This is a genomic window from Streptomyces himalayensis subsp. himalayensis (assembly GCF_013778455.1).
GTDB lineage: Bacteria > Actinomycetota > Actinomycetes > Streptomycetales > Streptomycetaceae > Streptomyces > Streptomyces himalayensis.
Genome location: NZ_JACEHE010000006.1, coordinates 24,888 through 40,155, shown reverse-complemented (window position 1 = coordinate 40,155; position 15,268 = coordinate 24,888). Strand labels below are relative to the sequence as shown.

Genomic DNA, 15,268 nt, shown 5'->3' with positions numbered 1-15,268 from the left:
TGTCTCTGGGGCAAGCTGTCAGGCGGGGTGGCGGGGGCCGTGGCCCGGGGGCGGGGCGAGAGTGGAGGTGTAGTTCTCGCTGTCCACCAAGGGGTTGTCGAGGGTGAGGCCGGCCTCGGCCATGCGGTCGTACTCGGCGAGGATCAGCTCCTTGGTGCGGTACGAGTCGAACTTGGCCTCGTCCTTGCGCTTGACGATGGGGAAGGTCTCGAGGATGTAGTCCACGTCGTCACGGGCGATGCCGTAGAGGTGGAAGAACAGCGCGTCCAGCTCGGCTCGCATGATCGCGCGGCGATTTTCGTCCCAGAGGAAGGGCGTTCCGGCGTCACTCAGGTCGCGCGCGAAGGGGGCCATGTCGTGGGCCGTATAGGTGAGCTCGAGGACGCGCGGAGCGACAAAGGTGGAGTGGAGACTCAACGCGCTGGGAGGGAGGATAGGCAGCTGTTCGAACTGGAAGAAGTTGAGGTTGGTGCCCCCCAACTTCTGGCGGAGAACATAGTCGAGCGAAAGAGCGATCACATTGGCGTACATGAGCGCTGGACTCGTCGTCGATGTGGGCATCAGCAGGTTGCCTGAGTCGCCCAAGCCGCCCTTGGGAAAGGCATAGGCAATCGCCGTGCGCTCATCGGTGGCACGGCAGATCTTGCGGAAGCCCATCACCCACTCGCGCTGCCAGCCCTTGGACGCTGTAGCGGCATCGACCTCAGACTGGGGGACCCAGTAGCGCGGGAGAACCACGGCAGAGGAGTCCTGCTTTTCAGAGAGGGCGAGATCGCGGGTGGAGCCGTCAGGGTCGTAGGTGGCCCAGCGGTGGTCATAATGGTGCAGCATCTTCGCTTCGTAGAGCGGGAGCATGGTGGCACCACCGCGGGTGAAGATGTTGCCGGTCAGGGTCCAGCCGTCGGATTCGAGCTCCTCGCGGGAGCGGAACTTGTCCGAGTCCGTGTTCATCATGAACATCAGCTGGAACTGAATGCCCCACGGATTCCCCTCAGGGTCTCCCTTGCGGATGAGCACAGGGACGCGACGGTAGATGTCGAGAGTGATCTCGGCGTCGCGGCGGGTGCGGAAGACCGGGCAAGTGCCAGTGTTGGGGTTGAGGAGGGTGATCTCCTCGGGGGTGAGGGTGAAGCGCTTGTCGGCCGCGTCTAGGTCCGCAGGGTCGTGGAGGAAGAAGGCGTACATGGCTGATGGTTCACGAACGGCGCGACCGGCGAGGGTGAGGAGACTGAACTTGAATGAGCGGTGAACGCCAGGGAAGAGGGGTGCCGCGTTTTCGAAGTCGTACAGCGAAGCGAGGGAGCCCTTCTGAACGAGGTCGTTGAAGAAGTACTGGTTGAAGGAATCGGTTGCGATCCCGGATGGCACGATCTGGCCAGTGCGCCCGATCTGCTCTGCGATCATCCTGGCGTGCTCGGCGAACAGTGAATAGGTGTTGAGCCTTCCGAAGGCAGTCAACGGGAAGCGACCAGAAGCGTGGGCGAAATGCTTGAAACCATCGTTCGCACGGCTTTCGGCTGCGAACTCCGCGAAGAGTTCGGGATCGTCCTGCTCAAGCTTCTTGATCAACCTGTTGCGCACGGTCATGTTTGCTGCCTGTGCGATCGCAGGCCGTCGTGATGCAAAGAACTCGCGGGCATCGACTTGCACCTGGTCCCACGGCGGGTTCCCCAACACGCACGAGAAGCCCCCTGCCCACCCGACCGACTCCTCGACGCCGGCGTTCGAGGCCGCAGGGACGTGGAAGACGTCGGGGAACTCCAGGTGCCAGTGGAAGAATTTGTACTGCTGGGCGAGTTCGGTGATCTTCCGGTCGGTGGTTACTGGGATACCACCGCCGGGGCTCTGGAGGTCGCGGAGGACGCCCTGAGTGACGGGGGTCGGGGCACCCTGGACCTTAGGCCAGACGAAGGCGGCGCACCATGCGTCGGAGACGTGGCGGGCGTGGAGGTAGTCCGCGGACTGCTCCAGCTTGCGGAAGCGGCTGGACTGCAGACGTACGTCGCGCAGGGTGTCAGCCGGAGCGTCGGTGATCTCGCGTAGGGTCGCAGCGAAGGCCGCGTTGGACACCCAGATGCGCTCTTCGGTGTGGAAGCGGAGCTGGCCGCCGCGCTCCTTGGCGTTGTCCTTCTTCAGTTTGGCGGCGATCTTCTTGTCGTCGCCCTCGATCGGCTTGAAGGCGTCGTCGGGGATGCCGTTCGCCAGCAGGGCTGGGGTCGCTCCAAGTAGCGCATTGCCGTGCTTGATGTGGGCGTCCAGGAAGCCCAGCGGCTTGCCCGGCTCCAGGGCCTCCAGCCACAGGGACACCTTGGCCAGCTCGACCGCCATGGGGTTGAGGTCTACCCCGTAGATGCACCGCGCCACGACCTCGTGCAGAGCATGCCGTACGGCGTCCAGCGTCGGCTCGGGGTTCTGCTCCCGTACCGCCGCCACCCGCTTGGCGATGCGGCGCGCGGCGGCTACGAGGAAGTGGCCGGAGCCGCATGCCGGGTCGCATACCGTCAGCGACAGCAGCTCCTCCACGATGGCGTCGCGGGCGTCCGGCTCGCCCTTACGCGTCGCGCGGATCTCGCCCCGCTTGACCGCATCGTCGATCACGGGGTCGAGCGCCGAGTCGAGCAGGCACTCGATGAGCGAGGACGGTGTGTAGTACGAACCCGTTGTCTTGCGGGCGTTTCCTGACAGCTCGACGAGGTCAAAGGTGCGCCCGGTGGCGTTGTGTTTCGGTACGAGCTCCAGCAACGACTCGTAGATGGAGCCGAGTTCCTCGGCGTCCAGGTGGCGGTAGTCCACGACGCGGTTCCGCTTCGAGTCGGTGTCCCGCACGATCGACAACGCACGGACGGCCTCCAGCAGAGGCTCGTTGGACAGGGCAAGCCCATGCAGGACCTTGTCCGCCTCCGTGTCGTCGAAGATGCCGCCGAGTCCCGGCAGGCCCAGCTCCTTCAGGCCGTCATCGTTGCCGAGGCCGGACAGGACGAAGCGCAGCGCCCGGTAGAGGTCGCCGTGAGCCGTGCCCCGGCGCCGCTGAGCGTGTCGGCGCAACCGAGCGGACGAGAAGTACGTGGCGTACCGCTCCCTAGCGCGCTCGTCCGCCGTCGGGGACAGCAAAACCTCCCGGTCCTCAGCCACGAACAAGAACAGCAGCCGATAGACAAGGCGCAGCAGCGCGTAGTGGAAGGTCTTGACGTCCAGCGTCTCGCGCAGCTCCCGGTTGTCCGGGTGCTTGAGGAAGCCCGTGCCCAGCGTCGTGATCGCCGTCTGCACGCCCTTGCGGAGCTGGTCCAGCGCCCGCGTCCCCGACGCGATCGCCTCCGTGCGCCACTTCTCCAGCTGGCACGTCGACGGTGCCGCGTCCTCCGCCACCTCGAAACGGGACACGTGCAGCAGCCGGTACAGCAGTACGAACTCGCTGAACAGCTCGCCGTCGAAGATCGCCTCCAGGTCGAACTCCACGTACGAGGCCGTCGCCAGCGCGCTGGAGTCGCGCAGCAGGCGGACCTGGCGGCCGTTCGTCAGGACGCCCCAAAGGTGGGCCTCCGTCCGGTTCAGGCACTCCTGGAGCATCGACTGCGGCGGGACCGTGCCCGGGCCGCCGGGGCGCTTGTCCAGGTTGGAGTTCCACGCCGTCTGGTGGATGAGGGCGTGCCGCCAGCGGTGCGAGACCTCGAATCTCTTCTCCGCGTCGGAGTCCGCCGTGACGCCCGGCGAACCGACCGCCGTCAGCCGGCCGAAGCCCAGCTCACGCCAAAGCGGGGCCAGCCAGTCGCTCGCGGCGAGGCCCGTCGGGTCGATGGCCGGTGCGCCGGTCTCCGGGTCCTCGGGGAGGCGAGTGCGCAGCTCGCGCCAGAGCGGCTTCAGGTACTCCCAGCTGCGCTCGGCCTCGTCGCGTACCGAACGGGACGACGGCAGGCCGTAGTCCGCGGGCTTCGAGCCAGGGACGTCCTTGCCTTCGGAGATCCGGACCAGCATGTCGGCCGGCAGCAGCGCGCCGACCGTGTGGACGGCGGTGAAGACCTGGTTGCGGGTGGTGGCGGACATCAGGCGGACACTCCAGCGGAAGCGGCGGCACCGGAGGCGGAACCGGCGACGGAAGCGACGGAAGCGGCAGGCGTGGCGGGCAGGTAGACGTACGTGCCGAGGATGTCGGCGGGCTTCTGGGCCGTGACGGACAAGCCCCGGACGATCTCGCCGGACGCGGACCGCACCCGGCGGTGCGAGGCGTCCAGCTCGGCGGCCAGCTGGTCTCCGTACGACTCCAAGTAGCCGGAGATATCAGAGAGTTGGCCGAGGATCCTGGTCATCGTGCGTTCGCCGAAGTGCGGGTCCGTATTCTCGGCCGCCGTCGCGTCCAGCAGTGCCGCAGCCTGCTCCTGCGGCAGCCACACCGCGTTCTTCGGGGAGCCCTGAAAGGCCAGCAGGCGGGCGTCCTCCGCGACCAGCTGCTTCTCGCCGTTGCGGGACGGCAGGGTGAGGTGGAAGCGGTAGCGGACCAGCAGCAGCGTCGTGCGCGTCGCGACCGCGTCCGTCGTGATGACGCCGCAGCGGCGGGCCGGGCGTGCCCCGTCGGCCTGGGTGTCGAGGGCGGCGTTCAGGACGTGGGCCGCCAGGGCCCCGACTAGGGGGTCGGTTCGCACCAGGGCCGCCTCGCCGCGCGCCACCGCCGGGGACGTGCGGAAGGGGATCGGGCGGTCCTTCTCGATCGTCTCCGCGCCGACGACCGGGGCGAGCGCGTCCCGCAGGCCGGCCGGGGTGCCGCCCACCTCAGCGGTGAAGTCCTCGCCGGCTCCGGCGTTCCCGACGTTTCCGCCGTTCTCGCGGATCACCGCGTTCAGGGCGCTCAGCGATTCCCGTACGAAGGTGTGGATCTCTCCCGCGCCGCCCAGCGCCTCCCGGATCGCGGCGACCTCGAGGGCCACCTCCTGCGGGTGGATCGAGCGCTGAGCGAACCGCGATCGCGATGCCTTCTCGCGCTCGGCGGCCGAGTTCCAGTCCTGCTCCAGGTCCGCGAAACTCTGCTGGAAGGCGTCCGAGCCGAACAGGGCTTGCTGCTCGCCCTCCCGACCGCGTAGCAGCAGCCATTCGACGATCGCGTCCGTGACGCCCGTCGACATCTCGTCGGGCACGGAGACGGAGATGCCGAGGTCCTTCTTGATCTGCCGGTGCTTCTTGATGAGGACTTCGAGGACCTTGCCGTCGATGCCGTTGTCGTCGCCGTACAGGGTGATGACGCGGACCTGGTCCTTCTTCTGGCCGTACCGGTCGACGCGGCCCTCGCGCTGGTCGTGGCGGGTCGGGTTCCAGGCCAGGTCGTAGTGGATGACGGCGTCGAAGTGGTGCTGGAGGTTGACGCCCTCGGACAGGCAGTCGGTGGCGATCAGGACGCGGCGGGCTGCCGCGTCGTCGCCCGCCTCCGTCGCCAGCTGCTCGATGCGCTCCACGCGCTGCTGCGGGGAGAGGGTGCCGGTGACGGCCTTCACCACGGTCTTCGCGCCGAGGGGGCCGCGCTTCTTGGTCTCCGGGTCGTTCGCCAGCTGGGCGGCCAGGTACTCGGCGGTCGGGATGTAGCGGCAGAACACGATCGGGTTGTGGCCGTCGGCCAGCAGCGCCTTGAGGTGCTTGATGAGCGCCTTCAGCTTCAGGTCCTGCTCCGGGCCCTCCAACCGCTCGGCTCGGTCGGCGAGTTCGGTCAGGCGCGATCCGGCGTGCTCCTCGGTCTCCGAGGTCTCCGCGCCCGGCGCCACGTCCATGCCCTCCAGCGCGTCGCTGTCCGCCGAGTCGCTGGTCAGCGGGGCGCCGAGCCGGTCGGCCTCCTCGGCCGACGCCGCCACCGCGGCCGCGGAGCGCGTAACGAGGGTCCGCGCGGCCGCCCTCGGCGACGACACCAGCGAACGCAGCAGCGCGATCGCCGACCACCAGGCGATGCGCGCCTCGCGCCTGCCCTGGCTGCCGGCCTCCTCCACGCGCTCGCTCGCGTACGCGATCGCGTCGTCGAGCAGGGAACGGTAGGCCGGGGACAGCTTGTACGTCTCGTCCTTGAAGTAGCGGTCCGAGGGGAACGCGGTGCGCTCGGCGAGGCTGTCGTCGCTGAGGCCGTCCTCCTTGGTGAGGTACTGGCGTACGTCGGCTCGCTTGCGCGCGACGAAGTGCTGGGCGAGGAGCTTCCTGCCCGCCTCCGACTCCAGGTTGACCGAGGCGAGTTCGGGCTTGACCAGTCCCAGCAGGTTGCGGAACGCCGACTCCTTGCCGCTGTGCGGGGTCGCCGTCACCAGCAGCAGATGCCGGGTCTCGTCCTCGGCGACGCGGCGCAGCAGCTCGTAGCGGAGCTGGTTCTGCGCGCCGGAGGACGTGTCGTCGGCGGCGACGCATGTGTGCGCCTCGTCCACGATGACCAGGTCGGGGCAGTGGCGTACGAAGTCGTCGCGGTGGCGGGTGGACTTGATGAAGTCCGTCGAGACGATCACGTGCGGGTACCGGTCGAAGAGGGACTGGCCCAGGTCCAGGCCGCGCTCCAGGCGGGAGACCGTGGAGGCGAGGACCAGTTCGGCGTCGATGCCGAACTTGGTGCGCAGCTCCTGCTGCCACTGCTCGGCCAGGGCCGGGGAGCAGAGCACCGCCAGGCCCGTCGCCTCGCCCTGCGCGAGGAGTTCGCTCGCTATCAGGCCCGCCTCGATCGTCTTGCCGATACCGACGTCGTCGGAGATCAGCATCCGGACCGTCTTCTGCCGCAGGGCCATCAGCAGCGGCACCAGCTGGTACGCGCGAGGCTCCACCGCGATGCCGGCCAGGGAGCGGAACGGGCCCGCGCCCGACCGGAAGCCGATCCGCAGCGCCGTACGCAGGAGGCCCGCCGCGCGCTGGTCACCGAGGTCGCTCGGCTCGGGCGGAGCGAACTCGGCACCCTTCACCTCCTCGAACGCGGGGAACACGGCGGCGATGTCGTCGTCCGAGCCGCCCAGCGGGCGCAGCACGAGCAGGTCCGGCTCGCTCTCGGGAAGCACCACCCATTCGCGGCCACGGGCCGTCACCAGGGATCCAGCGGAGTACGTGAGTGCCATATCTGTTTGTCAGTCCTCGTGACGAGCAGCGGTCAGCTGGCGGAAGCCGTGCCGAAGTAGCGGGTGTGGGGAGCGACGATCTCGTCCCAGTCGGCGTCGTGCGGGAAGCGGACGACGTCCCAGCGGGCGTCGAGGAGCCGTTCCTCAGCCTCCTCGTCGCGCAGGGTCGTCAGCTCGGTGTCCGGCAGATCGACGAACACAGCGACGTTCACCCCGGGCAGCCGGTACACGTAGTCCGCCAGGACGTTGGCCTCGGTGATCAGCGTCTCGCCCTCGTCGGGGAGCCGGAGGCCACGCGCCTTCAGCCAGGTGAGGAGGTTGTCCTGGGCGATGATTTCGCCGACCGAGGCCTCGACAGCAGTGGGGGTCTCGGGTGTCTGGTCGAGGAGCCGCTTGAACTGCTCCGTACGCGACTCCCCGCGCGGATCGCGCTTCGCCGTCGCCGACGCGAGCCGCACCAGCAGCTCGCGCACCGAGTGCCGGTTGATGAGCGCGTGGTTGAGCTGGTTGCCGTACGTCAGCAGGCACTCGTAGCAGCCCAGCGCGCAGGCCCGGCCGGGGCGGTGCTCCTCGCCGCCCTGGTCCTCGCCGGGGCCGAAGTGGCAGATGGCCAGCGCCTGCTGGGCGGCCTTCGCCAGTGCGTCCGGCTCCGCCTGGAGGCGGCGCAGCACACCCGCGCCGCCCTCGGCGGCTTCCATGAACAGGATGCGGTTACGGGGACCGTCGTTCGGCGGGAGCAGTTCGCCGGACAGCTCCACGTCCTCCAGCTCGAACGCGGCCTCGATGCCCCGCTCCAGCGCGTACATCAGCGACAGCGCGATCGGCTCGGGCAGCGGCTCGTCGAGCGTGACGACGAGGATGTTGCGGCGGTCCTCCACGAACGGGATGACGCGCTTCTTGCGGCGGCGCTCATTGCCGTCGGCGTCGATCTTGGGCAGCTCGCTGGAGTCGCCGGACGCCTCGGCGGCGTCGCGGTCGTTCATCCAGCGGCCGTCGGCCAGGTCCAGCCAGTAGCCCGGCGGCTCGTCGCTCTTGGCGCGCACCCGGCCGGTGTTGGTGATGCGGACCGTGGCCGAGTCGCCGTATGCCAGCTCGGCGAGGGGCGCACCTGAGGCTTCGGAGACGGACGCGTTCAGGCGGCCCTTGCGGGCGCCGTGGTCATGGAAGCGGTACGAGGTCTCCAGCCTGAACCCGGCGCGGCGGCGCTCCTCCTCATCGGAGGAGATCCGCTCACGGCGCGTCGTGTACACGGTGTGCAGGTGCAGCAGGCCGTACGTCGCTGAGCCCAGCGGTTCGTCGCACATCTCGCAGCGGTCGGCGCGCTGGTCCGGGTCGTGGTGGTAGCCGCACTGGGCACAACGGCGGGCCTCGCTGGTGGCCAGGTCGCCCGAGGAGTCCGGCGGGAGCTGAATCCGCGTCACCTGGTAGCGGGCGCCCTCGTGGTAGATCAGCGCGCCGGGGCCGAACTCGCGGATCGCGAGGAAGCGGGGCCGCTGGAGATAGTCGCCCTCGCTGCGGCGGCGACCGACGGTCGGGATGTACGCGGCGAGCGGCAGGCGCGGGAAGCTGTAGCCGGGAAGGAAGCCCTCCGAAGCCAGGTAGCGGTAGGGGTTGAAGTCGGAGAGGACCGACTTGCTGTCGACGCTCTCGTTCATCAGCAGGTTCAGCTGTGTCTCGGCCTCGCGGCGGCGGGCGTTGGCACGGTTGCGGTCGCCCTCGGTCAGGGTGTAGTCGAGGCGGCGCTTGTTCTGGATGTACTGGTCGTTGAGCGCCGCACGGTACAGGTCCCGCCAGCGCTCGAAGGCCAGGTTGAACCGCTCGGGCACCGTCCGCACCCGGTCCTGGATCCAGTCGTCGTACCACCACGTGGTGTCCGCGAAGTCCGGCAGCAACGGCCCGAGGACGCGCAGGGCGGCGTCGACAGTGTGCCGCTGGGCGTCCTTGTCGAGGGACGCGGCGAGGATCTCGGGCTGCAGCTCCAGCGCGGGCTCCGGGCGGTCGCCGGTGTCTGGGTGTGACACGTCGAGCACCTCTGGTATCGCGCGGCCCAGCTTCAGGCCGGCTTCCGCGATCCATATGCCCTGGAGGTGGGAGAGGACCAGGTCCTCGTTGGCGAGGTCCAGGCGCGGCGGGGCGACGGCACCGGCCACCATCCGCTCCGAGCGTCGGAAGTAGTACTGGTCGTGGCTGTTACCGGTCGCGCAGTAGGTGGTGACGAGGGCGGGCTGGCCGCTGCGTCCCGCGCGGCCCGAACGCTGAGCGTAGTTCGCGGGCGTCGGCGGGACGTTGCGCATCATCACCGCGTTCAGCGAGGAGATGTCGACGCCCAGCTCCATCGTCGGCGAGCAGTACAGCAGCTTCAGCTCGGCCTTGCGGAACGCCTCTTCGCGCTTCTCCCGCTCCTCCGGGGCGACCTGTGCCGTGTGCTCGCGAGCGAACAGGCCGGACAGCGCGGCCGCCGCGTCCTTGTACAGGTCCCGGAAGAAGGTGTTGACGCGCGGGCCGTCACCGCTTTGGTAGGTGCGCGTCAGCGGGTCGTGCGTACCCGTCTCGCCCTTGCCCGCACGCCAGATGAGCGACTGCGCCGCCACCCGGTAGCCGATCGCGGCAGGGGCGGCGGGCCTGCGATAGCGGCCCGCGCGCTGCGGAGCCTCGGAAACCTCCTTGACCAGGCCTGCCTTGGCCAGGACCTTCAGCAACTCCTCGATGACGAGCTGGAGATCGCCGGTGTCGAGCTCCTTGAAGGACCGGTCCGCGCGAACCAGGTATTTGCCGAACTTGCCCCGCGCCGAAAGGAACAGGCCCGAACGGTCCATGCCAGGACGGGACGGGTGCGGGTAGGCGGTCCCGACCTTCGGCTTGTCCGCCGCGGACAGCACCCACGGGTCCACCAGACGTTCCTCACTCGCGCGCTGAAGCGAGTCGAAGTCGTCACGGAAGTACGACACATCGATGGCGAGGGAACGGCGCATCTCGTTCAGCAGCACCTTCATGATCTCCGCGCGCAGAGCCGGATCGGCGTCGCGCAGAGCCTGATGTGTGCCTTCCCACCGGTCCTGCTTGGCCGCCACCCAGGGCAGGTCCTCGTAGTCGATCTCCAGGAGGCCGGTCTGCTCCAGGTTCGGCATGGTGATACGCCAGCCGCGCTCCAGGTCCAGATAGAGCCGGAAGGCGATCACGTCGCGGAGAGTCTTGGCGGCGTTGCGGGCGAGGGACGGCGGCAGGTCACCTTCGCCGGTGTAGTCGGCCGGGTCGAGGGCGAGGGCATTGGTCACCGCGGACGCCAGCTCCTCGTGGTGGATGCCGTCCTCGCCCGCGTCCAGAGCCGCCCGGTACAGCGCGCCCCGCAACTGCGTGATCTGCACGAAGTCGTTGAAGTGGCCCGCCTGCAGCGAGGCGTCCTGCCGGTTGTCGACGAAGGTGAGGAGTTTGCGCGCCTCCTTGTCCAGGGCTTCCTCGGGCACCGACTTCAGCGACCGGACCACCGACGCCGAGATCAGCGAGGTGGCCGAGGAACGGCCCTCCTGGCCGAGCGTCGCCAGCTTCGCGAAGTCCTTCCCGCGCGTCTGCTCGTACGCCACGCCGCAGTGCAGGCAGAACAGGAAGGGCGACGGGATGAACGCGGCCTGCAGCTCGCCCCGGCCCTCGTAGCCGAACGGATCGACGGTGACAGCGTGCGGGACCCGGTCGCGGTACGACTTCTTCACGACCTCCTGGCCCTTGTCGTCCAGCTCCAGCCAGGACTCGGGCAGGCGGCGATCGTCCACGGCGTACTGGGCGTTGGCCGGCCACGGCCGGTCGTGGTCGACGTACAGATAGCCGTCGCCCTGGCGCCCGCCGGTCGCGGAGGTGTCACGGCGCGCCTCGTACCGGACCTCCCCGTCCTTCTCGTTCCGCCACACCGTCAGGTATTCCTGACCGCACTCTCGGCAGAAGGCGAGGGGCATCAGCAGCTTGCCGCCGCTGTCCGGCTGTTGGAGCTGGTAGGAGCGGGTGAGGTGACGGGAGAGTTTGTGCTCCAGGGTGACGTACACGGTGTCGCCCTTGGAGAGGAACTGGTGCAGCCGGAACGCGAACAGCGGCCGCTCCGTCACCGGATGCTTCGCCTGCGAACCCGCCTCCAGAGTGGCGCGGATCGCGGCGGCACAGTCCTCCTCGCTGACGCCGGAATTCTCGGCGAGCTCCTGCGCAGCATCCTCGATCCTGGCGGGCTGCTGACGCACCAGGCGCCCCGTGGCCTCGTCCGTGGCCAGGCCGAAGCGGGTCTCGATCCAGCGGGCCAGAGGGTCCCGCACGAGGTCCGCATACGCGCGCGGGGCGGCGGGGGCGGTGAGCCTCTCGGCCCGAACGGTTGCGGGCGCGTCGTCGGTCGCGCGCACCAGGGTCTCGCCGATGACGTGCTCGGGCCGGACCTTCGTACCGAAGAGGGTGCTCGCCACGTCGGCGACCACTTCCTTCTGGTCGTCGACCGTGCCCTCCGTCGACATCGTCGCCGACGTGCCGATGCACTGGAGATCCTGCGCCTGGCACGCCTCGCGCACGCGCCGGATCAGCAGGGCCACGTCCGCGCCCTGACGGCCGCGATACGTGTGCAGTTCGTCGAAGACCAGGAACTCGAGGCCCTTGGCCATCTTGATGAGGCTGGCACGGTCGGCGGGCCGCGTCAGCATCAGCTCCAGCATCACGTAGTTGGTCAGCAGGATGTCCGGCGGGTTGTCCCGGATCTCCTTGCGTCGCTCGTCGTCCTCCTGACCGGTGTAGCGGGCGAACGTGACCGGCTCGCGCCCCTCGCCGTAGCCATCGCGGAGATACTTCTCCAACTCCTTGAGCTGGCTGTTCGCGAGCGCGTTCATCGGATACACGATGATCGCGCGCACACGCTTCTGAGCCTTTGGGCCCTCGGCGTCCCGCTCGTGAAGCACCTTGTTCACTATCGGGACGATGTAGGAGAGCGACTTACCCGAGCCGGTACCGGTGGTCAGGACGTACGACGCCCCTGACTCGGCCGCGTCGATGGCCTCGCGCTGGTGCTGGTGGAGCGTGAGCGGGCGGCCGTCACAGACGGTGCCGCGCTCGGTCTTCTTCGCCTGGAAGATTCGGGCGCACTCCTCGTGCAGCATGCCCTGACCGGCCAGCTCAACGACCGTACCGCCGCTCGCGAAGAACGGGTTGAGCGACAGCCACGGGTCTGGCCACTGGGACTTCGCGTTCAGGTCGTCCTCGACAAATGCGGCGATGCGGTCGTCGCGGATGACGGTGCCGCCCTCGGTGAAGGAGCGGTAGTCCTTGATCAGCGCGCGGTGGACACCGAAGACGTCCATGCCGGTGCCGGAGGCGGTTACGGGCGCCGGATCTTTGTCGGCCGCGGGTCCGGCGAGTGCAGGGGTGCTCCCGGTCTCGCGGAACAGTCGCGTCGGGTCGAGTGCACTCCAGTGCGGCAGTCGCGGGGCATCTCCGTCCTGGCCGACCAGAGGAAGCAGTGCCTCGCGGACGGCAACGGCATCCGCGGGACGGGCCGAAGGGTCCTTGGCGAGGAGCCGCTCGACGAGACGCGCGAGCTCGCTGGGGACGTCGCTGCGAATCAGGCGAACAGGGGTTGGCGTGTCGCCAACGTGCTTGACGGCGAGCTCGTACGGCGACTCACTTGTGAACGGCGGGACACCGACCAGCATCTCGTACAGAACGCAACCCAGGGCGTACAGGTCGGCGGCCTGGGTGACTTGTTTTGCCTCGAACTGCTCGGGCGCCATATAGCGGGCGGTGCCGACGGTGACGCCCGTACTGGTGAGCCGGGCCTCGTCCGGGTCGTCGACGATGCGGCCCATACCGAAGTCGAGGACCTTGACCATGCCGCCCCGAGTCAGCATGACGTTGGCCGGCTTCAAATCGCGGTGCACGATGCCGGCGGAGTGCGCGGCGGTGAGTCCGTCGGCGATCTGAGTGGCGATGGCGGCGGCCCAGGACACCGGAAGCTGCCGCTCCTCCTCGACCAGGTCGCGCAGCGTCTCGCCATCGAGCAACTCCATGGCCAGATAAGGCAGACCGCCCTGCGTCTCATCCACCCCGCCGTCGATGAGACGGGTGAGATTCGGATGATCGAGGCGCCGCATGATGCGTACCTCGCGGGCGAAGCGCTGCACTGCCTTTGAATCCGACCCGGTGTCGATCTGGGCGCCCGAGCGGCGACGCAGGATCAGTTTCACGGCGACGGTCCGCTCAGGAGCGTCCTCAGGGGCCTGAAGATCCTCAGCCCTGTGTACCTCCCCCATGTTCCCCGTGTCGATGACCCGCGTGATCCGGAACCTGCCGCCCATCAAACCCTGGCTCACTGCCGCCCCTCAGTCGTTCCCTCGCGGTTCGGGAAAAGACATGCGTCCGGCATGCGCACAACATGTTTCCCACCCCAAGTACCCCCCGCCGCCTGGGTCATTCACTGTGGAGCCAGGCGACACTGTGGTCGTCACCGTACACGCAAGCCGCAAATCTCGTCAATCGTTTGATGTGTTGACGTCGTCAACGCATCTGTCGTAATGTGACTGCTAGTTGGGGATTCGAGTCCTTGGTGCTTGGTGGCAGGGGAGGCCAGGACCGGGCGCAGTCGGGGGCTCGTGAGGGGGGAGTTGGGGGCACATGAAGCGTCGGCCCGAAGATGGACCAGAAGCGGGCGGGCTGAGAGCTGCGCTGGCGGAGATGTACGGCGAGTTCCAGCGGGCGGCCGTGCACGGGGTCGTTCCAGAGCCGGTCTTCCTTGGCCGGGCCAGGGCCCTCGGTCTGGACGATGCGGAACAGGCCCGACTGCGGCAGGCGCTTGCTGCCATGAAGCTGCCCGTCCAGGGCGAGGATGTGCACGCAAAGGCAGACATCTCTGCAGTGGAGAAGGTTGTACGTCCCCGCGTGGAAATCGCCTGCGACCTGCTCCGTCGGTACGTCGATGCTGATGGGCTCGTGACGTCTCGGGCTGTGGACGGTGTTGCTCGACTGGCCGGGCTCGGCGCTGGTGAAGCCGAGGAGCTTCGGGCGACGGCCGTGGTGCGCGATGTCGTCGCCGCGGCGGTCGATGGTGGGGAAGCGGGGATCAATTCGCCCTCTGTGCCGACTCGGGTGCTGGAGACTGAAGCGTCGGCTCAAGCGGTGGAGATGGGAGCGCCGACTCAGGCGGTGGGGACGGAAGCTGGAGATCTCACCGCTGCCGTGGCCGCCGCAATGGCCGTCTTGGCGCAAGACCGCATCCGGCGACGGCCTGAAAGCTACCTGCTGAAGGCCGAGGACGAGGTCGGCCTCGCCGTGCTGTTGAGGGGTGGGGCGGACCGTGCCGCTCAGGAACCCGACACAGAAGAGCTGAGGTCCCTGCCGTACGGCGATATCCGGGTGCGGGCTCGAGACTGCCTGGTCCTGCACAACCAGCGGCTCGTGCACAAACTGGTGCCTCGGTACCTGGACCAGGGGCTGGACTACGACGATCTGTTCCAGAACGGCGTGCTGGGGTTGATGAGGGCCGCCCGGAAGTTCGATCCGACCAAAGGCTTCAAGTTCTCGACGTACGCGACCTGGTGGGTTCGGCAGTCGATCACCCGGGCCATCGCGGACGAGGGTGCGCTCATCCGGATTCCGGTCCATATGCACGAGCAGATCCGCAAGGTTGCTGCCGCCGAGCGAACCCTGGCCTCGCAGGGGCGGTCTGTGGGGGCTGTCGACGTGGCGGTGTTCTGCGACATGAGTGTGGAGAAGGTGCATGAGGCCCGGCGGCTGAGCCGGCGCACCGACTCGCTGGACCGTGTCATCAGCGACGGCGCCACCCTTGGTGACTTGGTCGGCGAGGCGCATGGCCAGCCGTCCGTGGACCACGGCGTGCTGTGGGCGCTTGTGATGGAAGACGTCATGGCGGTCGTCGACACGTTCTCCGAGCGCGACGCCCGCGTTCTCGTACGGCGCCTCGGCCTGGACGGGGACGACCCTTCCACTCTGGACGACCTGGGGCGGGAGTTCGGGGTGACCCGAGAGCGCATCCGGCAGGTGCAGAGCAAAGCCCGGGTTGTGTTTAAGCAGCGGCTTCGTGCGGCTGGGCTCTACGGGGCATACGGATCCGATAGCGGCGAGAGTGCGGACCAAGACGGGCCTCGCGCCGGACAACAGTCCTCCGTAGCTACTTGCCCCTGAAAAAGGGTTTGGGCTGGTGACGGGGCTGGTGCTGCAGGACGGCGAAACGCCGT

At 68.4% G+C, this 15,268-nt stretch carries 4 protein-coding genes; 1 reads left to right on the top strand and 3 read right to left on the bottom strand.

What is annotated here, in order from left to right:
* Window positions 1-18 precede the first annotated feature (18 nt).
* From H1D24_RS11925 to H1D24_RS11915, 3 genes are read right to left on the bottom strand one after another with little or no spacing between them, the layout of a single operon-like run.
* Window positions 19-4,041, bottom strand: a complete 4,023-nt coding sequence (locus H1D24_RS11925; protein WP_181657436.1) for an Eco57I restriction-modification methylase domain-containing protein — start codon at window positions 4,039-4,041, stop codon at window positions 19-21.
* Complete coding sequence (locus tag H1D24_RS11920; protein ID WP_181657435.1) at window positions 4,041-7,058, bottom strand: DEAD/DEAH box helicase; 3,018 nt, start codon at window positions 7,056-7,058, stop codon at window positions 4,041-4,043. The genes H1D24_RS11925 and H1D24_RS11920 overlap by 1 nt, the downstream gene beginning before the upstream one ends.
* 32 nt (window positions 7,059-7,090) lie before the next feature.
* On the bottom strand, window positions 7,091-13,372 hold the full coding sequence (locus H1D24_RS11915) for a protein kinase domain-containing protein (protein ID WP_181657684.1): 6,282 nt from the start codon (window positions 13,370-13,372) through the stop codon (window positions 7,091-7,093).
* A 316-nt stretch (window positions 13,373-13,688) separates the two neighbouring features.
* Between H1D24_RS11915 and H1D24_RS11910 the strand changes: the two genes are divergently transcribed.
* Window positions 13,689-15,215, top strand: coding sequence for a sigma-70 family RNA polymerase sigma factor (locus H1D24_RS11910; protein WP_258564013.1), 1,527 nt, complete (start codon window positions 13,689-13,691; stop codon window positions 15,213-15,215).
* The last annotated feature ends 53 nt before the right edge of the window (window positions 15,216-15,268 follow it).

What these genes read in the sequence shown, in the direction of transcription:
- H1D24_RS11920 (WP_181657435.1), bottom strand. Translation starts at nt 7,058, where the DNA reads ATGGCACTCACGTACTCCGCTGGATCCCTGGTGACGGCCCGTGGCCGC.
- H1D24_RS11915 (WP_181657684.1), bottom strand. Translation starts at nt 13,372, where the DNA reads ATGGGCGGCAGGTTCCGGATCACGCGGGTCATCGACACGGGGAACATG.
- H1D24_RS11910 (WP_258564013.1), top strand. Translation starts at nt 13,689, where the DNA reads ATGAAGCGTCGGCCCGAAGATGGACCAGAAGCGGGCGGGCTGAGAGCT.
- H1D24_RS11925 (WP_181657436.1), bottom strand. Translation starts at nt 4,041, where the DNA reads ATGTCCGCCACCACCCGCAACCAGGTCTTCACCGCCGTCCACACGGTC.